This window comes from Clostridium sp., assembly GCF_018372875.1.
In the GTDB taxonomy this organism is placed as follows: domain Bacteria; phylum Bacillota; class Clostridia; order Clostridiales; family Clostridiaceae; genus Clostridium.
Map to the genome: position 1 here is coordinate 12,213 of NZ_JAHAIF010000031.1, position 22,180 is coordinate 34,392.

Here is a 22,180-nt window from a genome sequence, read left to right on the forward strand (position 1 = left end):
TTTACTTGGTAGTTCTTACAATCCAATTTCCTTATTACTTTTTTCTCTATCCTTAATTCTTTGTGATAAATACATATACTCAATGATTTTCTTTCTATCATACAATAACTTTTTCTCCATTATTGTATCAGCTAAAATCTCCGCAAGCTTATCTGCATTATGCTTAACAGTTCCATTTTTTATTTTTATTAAATCATCACAAATAACTTCTACATTTAAATCTTTTAAGTTATCTATATCTAACTTAGCTAATGTAGAACCTTCTTCTAGATATCTACCTTTTATTTCTTCAGATATTTCTCCACTATTAGCTATTACATAGTCAACTATATCTTTACCACCATATTTTTTTATTATTTTAACATGATCAGATACATCAAAATTATCTGTTTCTCCTGGCTGTGTCATTATATTTGAAACATAAATTTTTATAGCATCACTTTTTCTTACACTATTTCTAATCTTTTTCACTAAAAGATTAGGAATTATACTAGTATATAAACTTCCAGGACCTATTACAATTGCATCTGCTTCTTTTATAGCATCTAAAGCATCCTTTAAAGGCTCAGCATTTTCTGGATTTATCATAAGCTTTTTTATTTTAGATTTTTGATTTAATGCCTCAACAGGAATTTGTGATTCTCCTACAACCTTATTTCCATTTTCAAGTATTGCTTCTAGTTGCATATCATCTAAAGTTACAGGTAAAACTTTTCCTGTTACCGCTAATACTGAACTCATCTTTTGAACTGCATCTTCAAAATTATCTGATATACCATCCATAGCAGCTAAAAATAGATTACCAAAACTTTGTCCCTTCAAGGTTCCATCTTTAAATCTATATTGCAATAAATCCTCCATAAGAGGTTCTGTATCTGCCAATGCTAATATACAGTTTCTTATATCTCCTGGTGGTAGGATTCCCAAGTCTTCTCTTAATGCTCCTGAGCCTCCCCCATCATCTCCTACAGTAACAATGGCCGTAATATTAGATGTATAATATTTAAGCCCTCTTAACATTGTAGATAAACCAGTCCCGCCACCAATTACTACAATTTTAGGACCTCTTACAAGTAATCTTTTTTCATAAATCATACTTTCAATCTTTTTACTATCTAAAGAAACTTTAATATACCCTTTATTAACAAGCACAATTATTGATTTCATTGCCTCTGTAACTGAAATATATATTACAAATAAACCTGATAAGTTTAAAAATATATAAAACATTTTATAATAAAAATCGTAAAGTCTCTTTGTAACTAATTCTGTAAAACCAAATGCTATTAATAATATACCAAAGATTCCAAATACAACCCATCTCTTAACCTTAATTCCAGGCTTTAACCAGTCTGAAAACCTCATAGTTTTTTTACTCCCTTATGTAGGTCTTCACTAATATCTCTATGCTCTATTCTTGAGTCAAAGCTATCATTAAGTAATTGTTCATGTATTGCATTAGCTATTGCAACAGAACGGTGTCTTCCACCTGTACATCCAATAGATACTATAAGTTGTCTCTTCCCCTCTTTTATATAATTAGGTATTAAAAATCTTAGCATATCTTCTAATTTCTCAATAAAACCTTGAGTTTCTTTTTGATCTAATACATATTTTTTTACTGGTTCATCACTACCAGAATACTTCTTTAATTCTGGTATATAGAATGGGTTTGGAATAAACCTAACATCAAACACTAAATCAGAATCTACAGGAATACCATATTTAAAACCAAAGCTTAATATAGTTATCGATAATTGCTTCTCTGGTGATTTCACATCTCCATAATATTCATTTATCTTTTCTCTTAAATTCCTTATAGCGTATTTTGAAGTATCTATTATAATATCAGCTCTATCTTTTACTTCCCTTAACTTATTTCGTTCTTCACTAATACCTGTTAATACCCTTCCTTGAGGTGCTAGTGGATGACTTCTTCTAGCTTCCTTAAATCTTTTCACTAGAATTTCATCAGAAGCATCTAGAAATAATATCTCATATTTAAACTCACTAGATTTTAAATACATTAATGATTCAAATAAATCATCAAAGAATACTCCTCCTCTTATATCTATAACCAAGGCCACCTTTTCAATATTTCCAGAGTTACATGCTTCTGCAAATTTAGGAATAAGCCTTGGTGGTAAGTTGTCTACACAAAAATATCCCATATCTTCTAAGCTTTTAGTAGCTTCAGTTTTCCCTGCTCCTGATAATCCTGTAACTATTACAAATCTCATACTTTACCTCCTACTAAACCTTACTATTTACAACTATTATATCACACATCAAATGATATTAACCTATAATAACTGCACAAAACATTTATTTAATAAAAGGTGTATTGGAATGACTTTCTCATTCCAATACACCTTTCAAAAAGAAGATTTCACCTACTTAAATTTCTTTTCGTAAACATTGTAAGCTATCACTGCTAATGCAGTGCAACCAATTAGTATTGCACTTAAACAACCTACTGTCATAGTCAATCCTCCTACTTAATGTTAAGATAGGCCCCTTTAATGTACTAACTATATATTAAAGGAGGTGCTCTATAGATTTATAACATACTAGATTGACTAAAAATGAAACCTTCCTTATTCATTTTACTTTTATATACTTACTAATAGAACTCTTTAACTAATACTCTTTTCTTTTTATCTTCTCGTCTATACTAGAATTTAAACTACTCCATCTTGTTGAAGCAATTATAATCAATATTAATCCTATAAATGAACCAACTCTTCCTGCAAAATAAATAAGACCAGCACAAACAAAACAGGCTATTGCCAATAAAATCATTCCATTCCCAAAATCACTTGCTACTTTATCTTTATTTTTTATCTTTCTTAACCTTTCTTCATTAATAGAAGAAATAAACTCTATTTTTTTATATACCTTAATTCTCAATGCAAAAATTAATAAACCTAACCCTACAATTCCAAATATAATAGTGCCAACCATTTATATATCCCCTCCCTTTATTTAACTATTATATCACCTACCTTTAATCATTTAAATAAAAAAAGGTGTGGTTGATATTTATTTTACTTGTTCAGTCGCAAGTTCCAAGTCACATTAAAACAAATCCCCAAACTCGTACTAAAGGTAAAAAAATAAAGAGAGCCTATCCAAAGCCTCTCTTTATCTATACCTTAATCTATTTATCTTCTCCAATTATTCTTACTTCAGTATGAAGTTCCACTCCAAATTGCTTTTTAACTTCATTTTGGACATGAGCTATTAAATTTAATACATCTTCTGCTGTTGCACCATCCTTATTGATAACAAAACCAGAATGCTTTTCAGATACTGCTGCTCCGCCTACTGATGCTCCCTTTAATCCTGCATCTTGAATCAGTTTACCTGCAAAATACCCCTCTGGTCTCTTAAATGTACTACCTGCTGATGGATATTCCAAAGGCTGTTTAGATTCTCTTTTTTCTGTAAGTTCGTCAACTCTTTCTTGTATCTTTTCTTTATCGCCTTTAGTCAACTCAAAAGTTGCACTTAATACAAGTAAATTATCCTTCATAACTTTAGATGTTCTATATCCTAATTCTAGTTCTTCTTTAGATAACACCATTATGTTTCCATCTCTATCTAACACTTCAGCTTCTTTTATTACATTCTTAATTTCACCGTCATAAGCTCCAGCATTCATAAATACAGCTCCACCTACAGAACCAGGAATACCACATGCAAATTCAAATCCTGTTAAAGAATTCTCCACAGCCTTCTTAGATACATCTTCTAAAAGAGTACCGCTACTAGCCTTTATTGTATTATCCTTTACTTCTATAAATAACAAATTACTTAGTTTTATAACTACTCCTCTAATTCCGCCATCTTTAACTAACAAGTTAGAACCATTTCCTATTATAAAATAAGGAATATTTTCGTTCTTACATATTTTCAAAGTTTCAACTACTTGATTCACCTTTGATGGAATCAATAATATATCTACGGGCCCACCAACTTTAAAATGAATATGATTACTCATATTTTCATCTATCTTTATCTCGGAATCATTATATATCTTTTTAAAACTATCTATATATCTTAAATATTGATTCATACTACTCTCCTTAAAAGTATTATCAAAATAATCTTTAAATAGTATAAAATAATTTCTACTACTTAACAAGTTACAACTTCTTAACCTTATATTTTTTTATTATATCATATTAAATATAAAATGTTACTTTTGATTAAAATAAGAATATATACTTTCAGCAGTTCGTCTATCTATTGTTGGAGTTTCTAGCAATTCTTCTATACTTGCCTTCTTTATATTCTCCACATTTCCAAACTTAGTTAGTAATGCAATCCTTCTCTTTTGTCCAACATTAGGTATATCTTCTAATACTGAATGCAATGTTCTTTTATCTCTTAATGTTCTATGATATGTAATAGCAAACCTATGAACCTCATCTTGTATCCTTCTAATTAGTTGCATTAAATTAGAATTTCTATTTATTATAACTTCCTTATTATTATAAATAATCCCTCTTGTTTGATGTTTATCATCTTTAACTAGACCACAAACATTTATATCAATATTTAATTCATTTAATACCTCTAAAGCAACATTAACTTGACCTTTTCCACCATCCATCATAATCAAATCTGGGAAACTAGAAAACTTTCCTTTAGAAAAATCCAAATTTCTTTCTTGAATTTCCCTTATTTCCCTTAAACCATGCTCAAACCTCCTTGTTAATATTTCCCTCATACTGTTATAATCATTAGCACCTTTTACAGTTTTTATTCTAAACTTTCTATAATCACTACTTTTTGCTTTACCTTCTTCAAATACTATCATAGTTCCTACAGAATCTACACCTTGTATATTTGATATATCATATGCTTCAATCCTAAAAGGAGGTTCTTCTAAATTTAAAACTTCTTGAAGTTCACCTACAGAAACTCTATTAATTTCTTTCTCTTTTAATATTTTATCTTTGAATTGCTCCAATGTTAATTTAGCATTATCCCTAACCATTTGTAATAAGTCTTTCTTTTCACCTTTTTGTGGCATCTTTATCCAAACCTTAGATTCTCTTTTTATAGTTAAAAACTCTTCTAATAGTTCTAAATCTTCTACTACAGGAACATAAATATTTTTAGCAATTTTTCCTGCTCCAGAATAAAAGTTAATTATAAATTGACTTATTATTATCTCATCACTTTCATCTGCTGTATTTTCTAACATAAAATGTTCTCTTCCAGTTATCTTACCATCTCTAAGGAAGAATACTTGAACGCATGTGTCTTTTTCATCCTTATATAAATTAATAAAATCTTCATCGCCTTCAGTAACTCTAAACATTTTTTGCTTTTCAACTAGATTTTCAATGGCTAAAATTTTATCTCTAAAAGATGCAGCCTTCTCAAACTTCAACTCCATAGATGCTTCTTGCATTTCATCTTTTAACTTCTTAAGTATACTTTTATCCTTGCCATTTAAAATATCTAAAACTTCATCAATTATTTTATTATAATCCTCTTTTGATATATATCCACCACATGGTGACATACATCTTTTTATGTGATAATTCAAACAAGGCCTTGTAGGAGCCTCTCCTTCAACAATATTCTTCTTACAGGTTCTTATAGGAAATATCTTTCTAATTAGGTTAATGGTCTCATATACTGCAGTTACATTTGTATAGGGTCCAAAATATTTATTTCCATCTCTCACAAAGTTTCTTGTGACAAACACTCTAGGGAAATCTTCATTAGTTGTAATCTTTATAAATGGATAAAATTTATCATCTTTAAGTGCCATGTTATATTTAGGACTATATTTCTTTATTAGATTACACTCTAATATTAAGGCTTCCATCTCTGTATCTGTTACTATATATTCAAACTCAGCTATGTTTTTCACCATAGATCTAACTTTTTCTGAGTGATTTTTTGAATTTTGAAAATATTGTCTTACCCTATTTTTAAGTATCTTAGCCTTACCAACATATATAACTTCTCCTAAGCTATTTTTCATTAAATATACACCTGGCTTATCAGGCAAAACTTTTAGTTGATATTCAAAATCAAATATTTTAACCACCTCCTAAATTTATTCTAACTCTTTTTATATTAGTGTTCTACATATTATTATTTATAACATTTATTTTATCTATAGCTTATTAATTTTTTAATATGAAAATATAATAAAATTAAAATTGTATATTTTCCTCGTATAAATAAAAAGAAGAAGATTAATTCTATAATCTTCTCCTCATAATTACTATTTTAATGCTGCTTTCATTACTGCCCCTGCAATTGGCGCAGCTGCTTCTGAACCATATCCTCCATTTTCAACTATAACAGCTACTGCTATTTTAGGATTATCTGCTGGTGCAAAACCTATAAACCAAGCATGAGGCTTTTGTAAGTTACCATTGTTATCTCTTTGATCAGCTGTTCCAGTTTTACCTGCTACATTCATACCACTGAAATATGACTTACTTCCAAAATTGTTCTTCACCATATTAACCATATAGTCCTTTATTGTCTTTGCATCACTAGTAGGAAGTACCTGACCATACTTTTTATCCCCATACTTCTTTACCACATTCATATTTAAGTCTACTACTTGATTAACAAGCTTAGGTTCCATCATTACCCCATCATTAGCTATAGTACTTGCTACTAAAGCCATCTGCATTGGAGTTGAAACAATACTACTTTGACCTATACCTGATTGAGCTATCATACCTACTTCATAACTTTCTAAAGTAGGAAACTCACTTTTTGAAATAGAGAATCCTATAGAAGGAATATCTTTATTAAAGCCAAAATCTTCTGCTGTTTGTTTTAAAGTTTTATTTCCTAATTCTTGTGCTAAAGTACCAAACACTACATTACTAGAAACTTCAAAAGCTTTTTGTAAATTAATGTTTCCATAAACTTTATTTTGATTGTTAGATAAAGTTTGACCACCACCAAGCTCTATCTTTCCTTTATCTTCAAAAATTCTTTTTGTTATTCCATCAATATTTTCAAGAGCACTAGCTGTTGTTATAACCTTAAAAGTAGATCCAGGTGGATATTTACCCGAAGTTGCTCTATTTATAAGCGGGCTTCCTAAATCCTCCCCAGCATTAATTTTATTCATTACTGTTTCTAAATCGTTAGGATTATATGTTGGTTTTGATACCATTGCTAGTACTTCTCCAGTATTAGGGTCTAAAGCAACTACAGCCCCTTTTCTATTTCCTAAAGCATCATAAGCAGCTTTTTGAATATCATAATCTAATGTTGTTATAACTCCATTACCTACTTTATTTTCCTCTTTACTTCTATCTTTAAATGCTTCTTTTAATGATTCAAAACTTAAATCCTTAAAGAAGTTTCTTAATCCAACTTGCACACTACTATATGTAGTTAGTTCTGTATCAAAAGTTTTTTCCAATCCTGATAAATCATACTTTTGACTGGCGTAACCTAATGCGTGTACATATAAATCTCCATATATATATTCTCTAGATTGAGTTAAAGTCCCTGTTCTTTCACTCTTGGTTAGTGCATTTTTATCTCTATCGTATATAGTTCCTCTAACAACTTCATTTCTCTTTGCCCATAATCTTTTATTTCCAGCATCAGCTGCTATATCAGGGGCCTTAAATGTTTGAAAATATGCTATATATGATATTAGAGCTACAAAGAAGAATAAAAATATTATCATTACCTTTTTTACACTATCTTTAAAATCATTCATCTTTATCCCTCCTCTGAAACCTTCTGTAATAAACCTAGGGTAAAGAACATTGTTACCATAGAACTACCACCATAACTTACAAAAGGTAATGTTATACCTGTTAAAGGAATAACTGCAAATATACCACCTACAATTACTAAAGCTTGACATGCAATCATTATACTAAATCCAACAGCAACTAATTGGGAAAACTTATCATCCGTTACAAATGCTATTCTTATAGCTCTATAAAACAGCAAGAAAAATATTATCAATATTCCTATTCCAAATATTATTCCAAACTCCTCACATATTGCTGCAAAGATATAATCACTTTCCTTTACAGGAACAAATCCTGGATATCCTTGTCCTAAGCCAGAACCAAGCATACCTCCAGAAGATATTGAATATAATCCTTGAGTTACTTGATAATATCCATATCCATTAGGATCTGCCCAAGGATTTCTCCATATATCAACTCTTGTTCTTACATGTGGGAACAGCTTATATGCTATACTTGACCCTAATGCAAAAAGACCAAGACATGTAAAGGCATACTTTTTCTTTGATGTAGCGATATACAATACTGATACTGATATTCCAAAGAATATTAATGCTGATCCTAAATCTCTCTGTAAAACTAAGCATCCTAAGAAAATCATTACTACTATAGCAGGCTGAATAAGCTGCTTAATATGTTCAAATCCCTTTTTCGTATTATCAAAATCCTTCAAAACTGATGCCAGATATATTACTAAAAATATCTTTCCAAACTCTGAAGGCTGAAATCCAAATCCTCCTAAGAATACCCAGTTTTTTGCTCCATTTAATTCTTTTCCCAATAATAAGGCCATAGGTGCAAAAATAAGAGTTGCTACTAGGTATATAGTTTTATATTTTGCAAAGCTCCTAATATTAGGTACAATTACAACTGTCAAAATATACACAATAATACCAACTATAAACCAAACTATTTGTTTTATAGCCAGTGATGTTTCTAGTCTATATAACATGGCTATTCCGATTACAGACAAAATTCCTGCAAAAATCAATAAAAATTTATCTCCATCTGGATAAAATCTTCTTATAACAAAATGTGAATATCCTATAACTAAACACAATGCTCCACCAATTATAAGTGCTTTTTTATCTATAGGATTAGATAATATAGCTAGATTACTAAAAAGGCCTATACATAAAATATAAGTAAGTATAAGTAACTTTCTTTCATCCTTTCGCATTTTCATATAATCACCTCTAACTCTTCCAGTTAACCTAATACCTTAAGCTTAGTTGTTCCTATTGTAACTATATCTTTGCTAAATAATTTTACCCTTCCATTAATTTTCTTATCATTAACAAAAGTTCCATTTGTACTATTTAAATCTTCAATTAACAATACATTATTCTTAACAATTAGCTTTGCATGATTACCTGATACATGTAAATCTTGCAATATAATAGAATTATCCTCTTTTCTCCCTATAGTTATAATACCTTTAACTGGAATTACCGAACCCTTCTTTAAGTTTCCTTCTTCACTAATTTCTATTACTTCCAACCCATGATTTTTCCTAGATTCTGAAGGTCTTTTTCTTCCGCCACCTTTAACATCTTTATACATTATCTTTAATGCTGAGTATATTAAAGAATATAATAAAATTATAAAAAAGATTCCAAATACTATGGCAGATAATTTCGTAAAATTCATAACTTCACCTCGAAAACTTTTCATATATAAGTAGATTATACAACAAAAGTTATATAAAACCATAATATTTATACTTAACTAAGAATAATTTAAGATTTATATCATCCTCTTTAGATATTTACCAGTATAGGATTCTTCACATTTAGCAACCTTTTCTGGAGTACCTTGAACAATTAAAGTACCTCCCTTATCTCCACCCTCTGGTCCTAAATCAATAATATAATCTGCACACTTAATCATATCTAAATTATGCTCTATAACTAAAACAGTATTACCTGCATCTACTAATCTTTGTAATATTTCTACTAATCGGCTCACATCATCTATATGTAAGCCTGTTGTAGGCTCATCTAATATATATAATGTTTTTCCTGTACTTCTTTTAGATAATTCATATGCTAACTTTATTCTTTGTGCTTCTCCTCCAGATAATTGGGTAGATGGTTGACCCAATCTTACATACCCTAGTCCTACATCATATAATGTTTGTAATTTATTCTTTATCCTTGGTAAATTTTCAAAGAACTCTAGTCCTTCTTCCACTGTCATATTTAATATATCATCAATATTCTTACCTTTATATTTTACTTCTAAAGTTTCTCTATTATACCTCTTACCTTTACATACTTCACAAGGAACATATACATCTGATAAGAATTGCATTTCTATTTTTATTATTCCATCACCTGAACAAGCCTCACATCTTCCCCCTTTTACATTAAAAGAAAATCTACCTGGCTTATACCCTCTCATTTTTGCTTCAGTAGTATTAGCAAACAATTCTCTTATTATATCAAAAGTTCCTGTATATGTAGCAGGGTTTGACCTTGGAGTTCTTCCTATAGGACTTTGATCTATATCAATAATTTTATCAATATTTTCATATCCCGTAATTTCTTTATGTGAGCCTACTGGATTTTTACTTCTATTTACAATCTTATTTAACCCTTTATATAAGATTTCATTAACTAATGTACTTTTTCCAGACCCAGAAACCCCTGTAATCATTGTTAAAGTTCCTAAAGGTATTGAAACATTTATATTCTTTAGATTATTTTCTTTTGCTCCTTTAATAGTAATCTTATTGCCATTTCCTTTTCTTCTTTCCTTAGGAACATCTATTTTTTTCTTCCCACTTAAATATTGACCAGTAATTGATTTTTCATTATTTACTATTTCATCAAATGTTCCAGTTGCAACAATTTCTCCACCATGTTCACCAGCTCTTGGTCCAATATCTACGATATAATCTGCTTCTCTCATTGTATCTTCATCATGTTCTACAACTACAACAGTATTACCTACATCTCTTAAGTTTTTCAATGTAGCTATTAATTTATCATTATCTCTTTGATGAAGACCTATACTTGGTTCATCTAAAATATAAAGAACTCCCATTAAAGATGATCCTATTTGTGTTGCTAACCTAATTCTTTGTGATTCTCCTCCTGATAAGGTACCTGAATTTCTTGATAAATTTAAATAATCTAATCCTACATCTATTAGGAAATTTAATCTACTTCTTATCTCCTTTAATATTTGCTCACTTATAATTTTATTTTTCTCTGAGAATTCTATTCCATCTAAAAACTCTAATTCTTCTCTAATTGGCATATTTGTAAATTCATAAATATTTTTTCCACCAATCTTAACGGATAAAGCTTCTCTTTTCAACCTTGCTCCCCTACACTTTGGGCAATGATTATCGCTCATATATTGTTCTATTTCATTTTTCATCATATCTGAACTTGTTTCACTATATCTCTTAGTTAAATTATTAATTTCTCCTGGATATGAATAATTATATTCAGCAGTAACTCCTTCTTTTGTATAAGTAACATTAAGTTTCTTACCTTTAGTACCATAAAGAATTACATCTACTATTTCCTTAGGTAAATCCTTTATTGGAGTATTAAGTGAAAAATCATATTCCTTACTTAAAGCTTGAAGTATTGCATAAGTCCAAGAGTCATCTTTTAATCTTCCAGCTCCCCAGCTTGAAATTGCTCCCTCCATAAGACTTAGACTTTTATCTGGTATTACTAGATCTGGATCTATTTCATACAGCGTTCCTAATCCATCACAATAATCGCATTTACCAAATGGTGAATTAAAAGAAAATAGTCTAGGAGCTAGTTCATCTATACTTATGCCACAATCAGGACAAGCAAATTTTTCACTAAATAATATATCATCATCACCTATAACACTTACAAGTGCTAATCCTTCTCCTAACTTTAAGGCTGTTTCTAAAGAATCTGTAAGCCTACCCTCTATTCCATCCTTTATAATTATTCTATCTACTACTGCTTCTATATTATGCTTTATATTTTTCTCTAATTTTATTTCATCTTCTGATAAGTCGTATATTTCTCTATCTATTCTTGCTCTGACAAAACCATTTTTCTTTATTGTTTCTATTACTTTTTCATGATTCCCTTTTCTACCTCTTATAATTGGAGATAATATTAAAATCTTAGTTCTATCCCCAAGAGACATTACTTTATCAACAATTTGGTCAACAGATTGTTGACTTATCTCTTTACCACACTTTGGACAATATGGTGTTCCAACTCTTGCATATAATAATCTTAAGTAATCATATATTTCTGTTATTGTACCAACTGTGGACCTAGGATTCTTACTTGTAGTCTTTTGATCTATTGATATAGCTGGTGATAATCCTTCTATATAATCAACATCAGGCTTATTCATCTGACCTAAGAATTGTCTTGCATAAGCAGATAGTGACTCTACATACCTTCTTTGTCCTTCTGCATATAAGGTATCAAAAGCTAAAGATGATTTTCCAGAACCTGATAGCCCTGTAAATACCACTAGCTTATCTCTTGGAATTTCTAAATCAACATTTTTAAGATTATGTACTCTAGCTCCCTTAATGACTATTTTATCTATCATACTCTTATCCCCTCTTCATTTTATATCTATATTCTACCTATATTAAGCTTAATGAGTTCTCGAACATAAGTTCCTATTATTGTATTTTAAACTTTATATTTATTCTTGTCAATTATTGAGGAGAATATGAAAAAAACATAATAAAATCATGTTTATACTTTCCTATGCATTAAAAAAATGCTATGACACCCGTCATAGCATTAATATTACTTTGCAATTTTACCCTGTATATTTATAGTAACATTCTCATCTTTATCATTTCTCAATAGCAATACATTTTCTTCATAATTAGTACCATATAAATCTGTATAATTAATATAATATTTGTCATCTAATTCTAATAATAACTTTCCATTTTGTGAATATACTTTTGTATTGGTATTATCATTTTTAGACAATATTATAAAATCCCCATAAAACTGAACTGTTACTCCATTTAAATCTTCAATTTTATTCCCCATCTTATCTACTAAGTATTTATGTTCATTGCTACTTAATACATTTATTTCTCCATACCACTCATTTACATCGGTATATCCTAATTCAGTATAATTAGCTATTATATTTCCTTCATTATCAATACAGACTATTTCATACTTACTTCCATTATATATCTCCCCATAACTTATTCCATTGATAACCTCATTAATGAAATCAACTTCTACTTCGAAAACTAAATTTCCTTCATAATCCATAAAGCCACATTTATTATTTCCACTACGGAATATTACTCCATCCTTCTGAATTCTCATAATATCAATTACATCAATAGGTAAGTCTACATTTTCACCTTTACTATCAATCAAATAAGAATTTCTTTCATTGCTACACAAGAAGTATTTATTATCATAAGAACTTATATACTCAAATCCACTATCAATTACCTTTTTACCATTTCTCCCTATAAGATAGTAATTATCACTGTCTTTAACAATTGCTACACCATTCATAAAGCTTTCACAATATTCATATTTTGCTTTCACCAATATATTTCCTCTAATATCAATATATCCATACTTATCATTTTTCTCAAAAACAGCTATTCCATCAACAAACTCATGAACATATATATCTTCATCTATTTCACATAGCTTTTTTCCATCATAATCAATTAAAATCTCTGTATCATCTTCTTCAACTATAGCTGCGCCACCACAAAACGGTGTAGCATAGTAATAAGAATTATCAAGCATGTAATTTCCATCTTTTGAAATATATCTATATCTATCATCCTCTTTTACTAATCCTATACCTTCACTAAAAGCTGTAGCATAGTCGAATTTAGCTTCTATAACTACATTCATATTTTCATCTACATAACCCCACTTTTTATTCTTCGCCTGGTATGGATAATACTTAACATCATCATATTTTAAAGTTATCTCTTCAATCTCCGCATATGCATCTTCCTCTTCTTCTTCTTTAGAGAACCAACCTAATATTCCACTAAAATCAGGTGATGGTATGTTATTATCCTTTATCAACTTAACTCCTATTGTAGTAAATACCCCAATTATAGAAATTGTTAATACTACAATAATAGAAAACCCTATAACTTCATTTTTCCTTTTCAAAAGCCCCTTCTCCCCTTACCACATTATTAATTTTTTAATTGCTCTATCATATCCCTCAATTGAGCTGCTCTTTCAAATTGTAAGTTCTTAGCTGCATCCATCATCTCTTCTGTATACTTTTTAATAAGCTTTTCTTTTTCTTTTTTACTCATTTTTTCTTCTGCTTTATATTCAACTGTTTCTTCTGCAACTTTTGTAGCCTCTATTACATCTCTTACTTCCTTTAATATTGTCTTTGGCGTTATTCCATGTTTCTCATTATACTGTTCTTGTATTTCTCTTCTTCTATTAGTTTCTTTTATAGCTCTATCCATAGATCCAGTAATATTATCTGCATACATTATTACCTTACTTTCAGAATTTCTAGCTGCCCTTCCTATTGTTTGTATCAATGATGTTTCAGATCTTAAGAACCCTTCTTTGTCAGCATCCAAGATAGCTACTAATGCTACTTCTGGAATATCTAAACCTTCTCTCAAAAGATTTATACCTACTAAAACATCGTATTCACCTAACCTAAGTTCCCTTATTATTTTCATTCTTTCTATTGTTTCAATATCAGAATGCATATATGTTGTTTTTACTCCTAATTCTGTTAGATACTTAGTTAAATCTTCTGCCATCCTCTTAGTTAAAGTAGTTATTAAAGTTCTAAATCCTTTTTCTGTAGTTTTCTTAATTTCTCCATACAAATCATCAATCTGACCTTTTATTGGTCTTATAATTATTTGAGGATCTATCAATCCTGTTGGTCTAATTATTTGCTCTGCTATAACTGATGAATTATCTAATTCATACTGACTTGGTGTAGCACTTACATAAACAACTTGATTTATTTTCTTTTCAAATTCCGGAAATTGAAGAGGTCTATTATCATATGCACAAGGTAACCTAAATCCATAATCCACCAAGGTATTTTTTCTAGATCTATCTCCAGCATACATTGCCCTTACTTGAGGTAGGGTTACATGACTTTCATCAATAAACATTAGATAATCATCCGGAAAATAATCTAACAATGTTTTAGGTGGAGTACCAGGATCCCTTGAATCTAAGATTCTTGAATAATTTTCTATTCCACTACAATATCCCATTTCCCTCATCATCTCTATATCAAAATTTGTTCTTTGTCTTAATCTTTGTGCTTCCAATAATTTATCTTGAGCATTCAACTCTCTCAATCTTTCTTCAAGTTCATCCTCAATTCTACTAATTGCTTTTTCTAACGTTTCATGTGATGTAGCAAAGTGTGACGCAGGGAATATAGCAACATGATCCCTATCACCAAGTATATTTCCTGTAAGAACATCAAATTCACGTATTCTATCAATTTCTTCACCAAAAAATTCTACTCTTATTCCTTTATTAGAAGAGGAAGCTGGAATTATATCTAAAGAATCCCCTCTAACTCTAAATGTTCCTCTCTTAAAATCTATATCATTTCTTTCATACTGTATATCTATTAATCTTCTTACTATTTCATCCCTATCTTTTTCCATTCCTGTTCTTAAACTTACAGTTAATTTCTTGTATTCATCTGGATTACCAAGGCCATAAATACATGATACTGAGGCAACTATAATTACATCCCTTCTCTCAAATAAAGCAGATGTAGCAGAATGCCTTAATTTATCTATTTCATCATTAATTGACGCATCTTTCTCTATAAATGTATCTGTTTGAGGAACATAAGCTTCTGGTTGATAGTAATCATAATATGATACAAAATATTCAACTATGTTATCAGGAAAGAATTCTTTAAATTCTGAACATAATTGAGCTGCTAAAGTCTTATTATGAGCCAGTATTATTGTAGGTCTTTGAAGTCTTTCAATAATATTTGCCATAGTAAAAGTTTTACCCGATCCTGTTACCCCTAATAACGTCTGCCCTCTATGATTTTCTTTTAATGATTCTACTAATGTGTCTATTGCTTGAGGTTGATCACCGGTTGGTTTAAATTTCGAATGTATTTTAAAACTATTCATCATTAATCTCCTATCTCGAACTTATATTCGTATTACCATTTTACTTTTTTTGTATATTATAGTCAATAATATTAGTATTTAAAGTCCTTTTTATTCAAAAAAGGTAGTATAGATATTTATTTTGCTTATTCCGCTGCAAGCTCCAAGTCACAGAAAAATAAACATCTATTCCCTTCATGCTTAAAGTAATATACTTTCATAGACGTTAAAAAAGGATATAAAATGAATTTATATCATTTTATATCCTTTCTCTTTTCTTTTATTTTCTCTAATACTTCAGAAAATTTCTTATCTTCAAAAGCCACTACTTTATCACTTTGCACCATTTTAGGTACTAAAACAGCACCTAAGTTTTTATTTCTTTGTGGTTTTAATGTAACTTCTTTTCCATTACCATCCATACCTAAAACTTTCACATTTATATCATATATACTATTTCTAACCATCTTATATATTTCTGTTACATCATCTATATTTTGGTCATTTAGAGATACAATTTTATCTCCAACTCGTATACCAGCCTCATAAGCTATGGAATAAGGAACTACTTCTAATACAGATATACCATCTTCACCACTAACAAATATAGCTTCTCTTTTTTCTTCCACTTTCTTTTGCAACATTAACATTCCTTCATGAGCTAAAGGAGCAAATATTAACACTAAAACTTCTCCAACTAATCCAAACCTAGCTAACTGAGATACAAGGGTTAGAATTATCCCATATATTAATATAGCAATTCCTGAGGAAAGAACTTTCTTTTTCTTCTTTTGTGTAAAGGTAACAGAAGAATAGCCTAAAACTCCAAAAAACGGAATTAGCCCTAATATCATTGTATTGATAACATTTAATATGTCATTTGTCCTAAGTATAGGCCACCAACTTGGTGTTGATATACTTTCTGTCCCTGCTGTTGATCCTATAGATGTAGCTGCATATGCAATAAATATAGCTATAGGTAATACCCAATATCTATTTAAAGCATATCCGCCTGAAATCCTGCCTCCCTTATTCGAAAAAACAGGAATGGCACCTTTTTCTCCATCTAGCATTACTAAAATAGACTCTACTATATGAAGAACTCCAACAAAAGCCATTAATGACATTATATCTATTCTTAATATTTCTAGTCCATCACTAGTTGTTATATTAAAATAAGTAAAAATTAAACTTACTAAGCCAAGAATAGATGCAGAGTAAGAAAAACATACAAATCTCGGTTTTATAAACATTAACAATATAGAAATCATAAATAAAAGTTCTATTCCAGAATTCTCTCTAAAAACAATTCCTAAATGACTTAATAGTAAACTAGCTATAACACCAGCTAAAATTCCTAAAACTATTTGAGATAAAGTAAGCTCTAAAGCAGAGTTTACTTTATCTCCTATAATCATCTGCTGCATAGCAGTTACTTTCTTATTCTTCATATAGAACATTACACCTAAAAGAATTAATATTAACATTAATGAGGGCTCAACTATAACATATGCCACCGATCTTAATGTATACATAATTAGATTCATAAGTTTTGCTCCTCCTAATTTATCATGTCTTTTATCACTTCAATGCCCTTTTGTAATTGAGGATCTGTATCTTTACTATATTCTTTATTAACGTCTTCTTCAGTCAACTTAACTTCATAATCAGGTATAATCCCTTTTTTATTTATATCTTCTCCCTTTGGAGTGTAATATTTAGAAACAGTTACTTTTAAGCCACCTATCCCACTTTTAAGCTCAAAAGGAAGTTGAACTACCCCTTTTCCAAATGTAGTGGTTCCAACAGTTACAGCTGCATTATAATCCTTTAAAGCACCTGTAACAACTTCAGATGCACTTGCTGTACCTCCGTCTGTTAATATTACAAGAGGCAATCCTATTGCAACCCCTCCCTCAGATTTACTTATTTCCTTACTTTCATACTTATCAATTCTATAAGTAATAACTTCACCCTTAGGAATAAATTGTGATGCAATATTTATTGCTTCCACTAAATATCCTCCACCGTTTCCTCTAAGATCTAATATTAACCCTTTCATTCCTTTTCCTTTAAGTTCTTCTAAAGCCTTAACAAAATCAACTGAAACATCTTTATTGAAAGTAGAAAGATTAATATATCCTATATTATTTCCTAACATTTCGTTTTTTACAGAAACAGTCTTTATAGTTTCTCTAGTTACATTAAACTCTAACTCTGTATCTTTTCTTCCTACTATAATATTTACTTGAGAATTTTCAGCACCTGTTATTAGTGCAACAGCTTTACTTTGGTCACTTCCAACCTCTTCACCATCAACCTTAAGAATTACATCTCCACCTTTAATTCCTACTTTTTCAGCAGGGCCTCCAGAAATAGTTGAATCAACAACAACTTTGTCATCCTCAAGCTTTACATATACTCCAATCCCTTTAAACTCTCCTGAATTGGATTGCATAAACCTATCATACTCTTCTTTATTCATAAATACTGTATATGGATCATTAAGGGAATTTGTCATTCCCTTAATAGCTCCATCAACTAGCTTTTCTTGATCTATATCTCCAACATACAGCTTCTCTAAATCTTCTTTTACTTCATATAAACCTTTAAATTGTTCTACATCATCTGCATATTTTAATAAAGTTCCATACTTATTACTATTTTTTCCTATGACTATCCCATATCTAGTAATATAATTTCCCGCAAAAAATGCTACTAATATTGATAATATAATCCCCAATGGTTTTATAATTTTTTTCATTTTATTATTTTTACTAGACTGGTACATCCAAACAACTTCCTTTCAATTCCAAAATACCTTTTCCCATAGTAATTATTTTATTCTTAATATCTATATTTATACTACCAAGAATTTCCTTAATGCTATGTAACTTGCAACTCCACCAACAGCAATTCCTCCTAAAGCAAACTGCCATGATAACATTGTTAACACATATGTAGGATTAATTAAACTAACCATAAGCATATTATTTGCAATAATGCCTACACCAAATCTATATATAAAGTATACTCCTATTATAGATAGTATTGCTCCTAATAATCCAATAACCATTCCTTCAATTATAAATGGCCATCTTATAAACCAGTCTGTAGCCCCTACAAATTTCATTATTCCAACTTCTCTTCTTCTTGAATAAACTGTTAACTTTGTAGTATTCATAATTAAGAATATAGATACTCCTATTAAAATTATAAATAATACTATACCAACAACTCTTACTACCTTAACAATACCATGTATTTGATTTATAACATCTTGTTGGTTTCCTATACTCTCAACACCTGGAAGATCTTGAACTGCTTCACTTATAGCTTCTGCATAACTAGGGTCTGTAAGCCTTACTATATAAGAAGCTGGTAATGGGTTATTTTTTAGTGTATATCCTTCTAATAAACCTGGTGTATCTTTCATCATATCTTCAAAATTTTTCAAAGCTTGTTCTCTTGACTCATATTCTATTTCTTTAACACCATCTTGTTCTCTTAACTTTACTTCTATTTCTCTTTGATCAATTAACTTTACATCATCTAACAAGTAAACTTTTAACTCTATCTTCGACTCTACTCCACCTATAGCCAAATTAGCATTTTTAGCTACTAAAGTAAAAATTCCTAATACTGAGAAAGTAATTAAAACAGTAATAACTGAAGCAAGACTTATAGTTTTATTTCTTCTTAAACTTTTAAATGCATCACTAATAAAATAATTAACTGTATTAATTTTCATCTTCGTACATACCTCTCTTTTCATCTCTTGCTATTTCTCCACCTTCAATAGCGATAACTCTCTTTTTCATAGTATCAACTATATCTTTAGCGTGAGTTGCCATCAAGATTGTAGTTCCAGCTTTATTTATATCATCTAATAAATCCATTATTTCCTTTGCTGTTTCTGGATCAAGATTTCCAGTAGGTTCGTCTGCAATTAATAATGATGGATTATTTACTATAGCTCTTGCTAAGGAAACTCTTTGTTGCTCTCCTCCTGAAAGTTCATTTGGGAACATCTTGTACTTATGAGAAAGTCCTACAAGAGATAATACCATTGGTACTCTTCTTCTAATCTCTTTTGGTGTGGCTTCAACAACTTTCATAGCAAAGGCTACATTCTCATATACATTTAGATTTGGAATTAATCTAAAGTCTTGAAATACCATTCCTATCTTTCTTCTAAAGTATGGTACATCATTTCTTGCTAACTTTGAAAGCTCTGTATTATTAACCACTACCTTTCCTGATGTAGGCTCAACTTCTTTCAATATCATTTTTATAAAAGTTGATTTACCTGCTCCAGATGGTCCAACCAAGAAAACAAATTCCCCTGATTCAATATTTATGCTAACATCTGAAAGAGCTTTTACATTATTATTATAAAGTTTTGAAACATTCTTAAATTCAATCATTTTAACACTCCTTAGTATATTAAGATATTTTTCGTTAAAATACCTGTCCATCTTACAATGCTATTATAGCATATATCTATGGTAGGATACATTATTCCCCTATATTCCTCTATTATATATTTTTTTTAACATTAATAAAATAGAAATATACTTTTATTTGTCATTAAATTTCTTCCATATCCTTGAATCCTTCGCCTAAGACTTCATGGGATGCTCTAACTGTTATAAAGGCTTTAGGATCTATCTCCTTAATAAATAACTTTAACTTTATAAATTCTGCTCTTGTTAACACAGAATATATAACTTTAATTTCTTGGCCTGTATAAGCCCCCTCACCCTTTAAATAAGTACATCCTCTATATAGCTCTTCCAATATAAATTTGCTAATTTCATCTACTTTATCACTCATTATCATAACTTCTTTACTGGCATTAAATCCATCTATAAAATTATCTACTGCTACCCCAAGAATCATAACACTAAGCATAGAGTAAAATCCGATATCTAATCCAAAAGTTAATGCAGCACCAAAAGTTATTAATAAATCTACTATTAACAAGCTAGTGCCTATATTTAAATGAAAATATTTATTTAATATTTTTGCTAATATATCTGTTCCTCCTGTGGAAGAATTATTGTTAAAAACTATTGCCATACCAAAAGCAGATATAATAGTTCCAAATATGGTAGCAATAATTAAATCCTGAGTTATTGCATATGGTGAAAAATATTTTTCTATTATCCACATAATTACCGATAGTCCTAAGCTTGCATATATGGTTTTTCCACCAAAGTTCCCTCCTATAGCCATAAATGCTACAGCAAAGAGAACTATATTTACTATCAATGTTATAGTTCCTACACTTATTACTGGTATATAGTTGTTAACTACTATTGCTAAACCGGTCACACCACCAGCTGCAAGATTATTAGGTGCAAAAAAGTATTCTACAGAAATAGCTACAAGTATTATTCCTAATGTTATTAAACAGTACTCCTTAAGTAACTTTTTACTCATATTATTCTCCTCCAACTATAATTACTAATATAATTATAATTCCTCTGACATATTAATAATATCCCTATATAATAAAAAGAACACCTTCCAGTGTTCTTTTTATTATATACTAATCTATTTTTTTAATTCCAAAGCTTTTTTTACTTTATTAACTATATCATTTGAAGTTAATCCGTACTTTTCTAATAATTCATTTGGCTTTCCACTTTCCCCAAATGTATCCTTAACACCAACTCTTAAAACAGGTACTGGACAATTTTCTGAAACAACTTCTGCTACTGCTGATCCTAATCCACCTATTATACTATGCTCTTCAGCTGTTACTATAACTCCAGTTTCCTTTGCAGCTTTTATTATTAATTCTTCATCTATTGGCTTAATAGTATGTATGTTAATAACCCTTGCATTTATTCCTTCTTTAGCTAATTCTTCCTTTGCCTCTAATGCAGCTTCAACCATTATCCCTGTTGCTATTATTGCTACATCATTTCCTTCAGCTAAAGTTATTCCCTTACCTATTACAAAGTTATAATTTGCTTCATCATTAACTCTTGAAACTGCCATTCTACCAAGTCTTACATAGCAAGGTCCTTCCATTTCTGCAACTGCCTTTATTGCAGCTTCTGTTTCTATATCATCTGCTGGATTTATAACTACCATATTAGGCACGCTTCTCATTAAAGAGATATCTTCAATAGCTTGGTGAGACGCACCATCTTCTCCAACTGTTAAACCAGCATGAGTTGCACATACCTTTACATTTAATTTAGGATAACATATTGAGTTTCTTATTTGTTCAAAAGCTCTTCCTGCTGCAAACATTGCAAAAGTACTTACAAAAGGTACCTTACCACAAGTT

The 22,180-nt window shown here is 29.9% G+C and carries 17 protein-coding genes; all 17 read right to left on the reverse strand.

The annotated features are described in order from the left end of the window. Positions 1 to 15: 15 nt before the first annotated feature. Complete coding sequence (locus tag KIB46_RS10745; protein ID WP_291671839.1) at positions 16 to 1,365, reverse strand: gluconeogenesis factor YvcK family protein; 1,350 nt, start codon at positions 1,363 to 1,365, stop codon at positions 16 to 18. After that, positions 1,362 to 2,240 (reverse strand): RNase adapter RapZ, encoded by an 879-nt coding sequence (rapZ, locus tag KIB46_RS10750; protein WP_156560225.1) that lies wholly within the window; start codon positions 2,238 to 2,240, stop codon positions 1,362 to 1,364. The genes KIB46_RS10745 and rapZ overlap by 4 nt, the downstream gene beginning before the upstream one ends. Before the next feature lie 400 nt (positions 2,241 to 2,640). Continuing rightward, positions 2,641 to 2,964, reverse strand: coding sequence for a hypothetical protein (locus tag KIB46_RS10755; RefSeq protein ID WP_156560223.1), 324 nt, complete (start codon positions 2,962 to 2,964; stop codon positions 2,641 to 2,643). Positions 2,965 to 3,160: 196 nt separating this feature from the next. Then, positions 3,161 to 4,078 carry a UDP-N-acetylmuramate dehydrogenase gene (gene murB, locus KIB46_RS10760; protein WP_156560220.1) on the reverse strand — a complete coding sequence of 306 codons (918 nt, stop codon included), beginning with the start codon at positions 4,076 to 4,078 and terminating at the stop codon, positions 3,161 to 3,163. A gap of 123 nt (positions 4,079 to 4,201) precedes the next feature. Beyond that, on the reverse strand, positions 4,202 to 6,064 hold the full coding sequence (gene uvrC / locus KIB46_RS10765) for an excinuclease ABC subunit UvrC (RefSeq protein ID WP_291671860.1): 1,863 nt from the start codon (positions 6,062 to 6,064) through the stop codon (positions 4,202 to 4,204). A 189-nt stretch (positions 6,065 to 6,253) separates the two neighbouring features. Beyond that, positions 6,254 to 7,726, reverse strand: coding sequence for a penicillin-binding protein 2 (locus KIB46_RS10770; RefSeq protein ID WP_156560218.1), 1,473 nt, complete (start codon positions 7,724 to 7,726; stop codon positions 6,254 to 6,256). A 2-nt stretch (positions 7,727 to 7,728) separates the two neighbouring features. Continuing rightward, positions 7,729 to 8,952, reverse strand: a complete 1,224-nt coding sequence (locus tag KIB46_RS10775) for an FtsW/RodA/SpoVE family cell cycle protein (RefSeq protein WP_156560217.1) — start codon at positions 8,950 to 8,952, stop codon at positions 7,729 to 7,731. Between the two features lie 23 nt (positions 8,953 to 8,975). After that, positions 8,976 to 9,416 carry an FHA domain-containing protein gene (locus KIB46_RS10780; protein ID WP_049180042.1) on the reverse strand — a complete coding sequence of 147 codons (441 nt, stop codon included), beginning with the start codon at positions 9,414 to 9,416 and terminating at the stop codon, positions 8,976 to 8,978. A gap of 96 nt (positions 9,417 to 9,512) precedes the next feature. Beyond that, positions 9,513 to 12,335, reverse strand: coding sequence for an excinuclease ABC subunit UvrA (gene uvrA, locus KIB46_RS10785; RefSeq protein WP_291671849.1), 2,823 nt, complete (start codon positions 12,333 to 12,335; stop codon positions 9,513 to 9,515). 206 nt (positions 12,336 to 12,541) lie between these two features. After that, positions 12,542 to 13,909: a WG repeat-containing protein gene (locus tag KIB46_RS10790; protein WP_291671851.1), complete on the reverse strand. Its 1,368-nt coding sequence runs from the start codon at positions 13,907 to 13,909 to the stop codon at positions 12,542 to 12,544. Between the two features lie 26 nt (positions 13,910 to 13,935). Beyond that, positions 13,936 to 15,897 (reverse strand): excinuclease ABC subunit UvrB, encoded by a 1,962-nt coding sequence (gene uvrB / locus KIB46_RS10795; RefSeq protein ID WP_156560210.1) that lies wholly within the window; start codon positions 15,895 to 15,897, stop codon positions 13,936 to 13,938. Between the two features lie 233 nt (positions 15,898 to 16,130). After that, positions 16,131 to 17,423 (reverse strand): PDZ domain-containing protein, encoded by a 1,293-nt coding sequence (locus tag KIB46_RS10800; RefSeq protein ID WP_291671854.1) that lies wholly within the window; start codon positions 17,421 to 17,423, stop codon positions 16,131 to 16,133. A 14-nt stretch (positions 17,424 to 17,437) separates the two neighbouring features. After that, positions 17,438 to 18,667 carry a S41 family peptidase gene (locus KIB46_RS10805; RefSeq protein WP_156560206.1) on the reverse strand — a complete coding sequence of 410 codons (1,230 nt, stop codon included), beginning with the start codon at positions 18,665 to 18,667 and terminating at the stop codon, positions 17,438 to 17,440. Between the two features lie 69 nt (positions 18,668 to 18,736). Then, on the reverse strand, positions 18,737 to 19,627 hold the full coding sequence (ftsX, locus tag KIB46_RS10810; protein ID WP_156560401.1) for a permease-like cell division protein FtsX: 891 nt from the start codon (positions 19,625 to 19,627) through the stop codon (positions 18,737 to 18,739). Beyond that, positions 19,617 to 20,303 (reverse strand): cell division ATP-binding protein FtsE, encoded by a 687-nt coding sequence (ftsE, locus tag KIB46_RS10815; protein ID WP_156560204.1) that lies wholly within the window; start codon positions 20,301 to 20,303, stop codon positions 19,617 to 19,619. Before ftsE ends, ftsX begins: the two co-directional genes overlap by 11 nt. A gap of 163 nt (positions 20,304 to 20,466) precedes the next feature. Next, positions 20,467 to 21,321 (reverse strand): YitT family protein, encoded by an 855-nt coding sequence (locus KIB46_RS10820; protein WP_156560202.1) that lies wholly within the window; start codon positions 21,319 to 21,321, stop codon positions 20,467 to 20,469. 114 nt (positions 21,322 to 21,435) lie between these two features. Continuing rightward, positions 21,436 to 22,180 (reverse strand): transketolase C-terminal domain-containing protein (locus KIB46_RS10825; protein ID WP_291671858.1); only part of this gene is annotated, 745 nt, incomplete at its 5' end.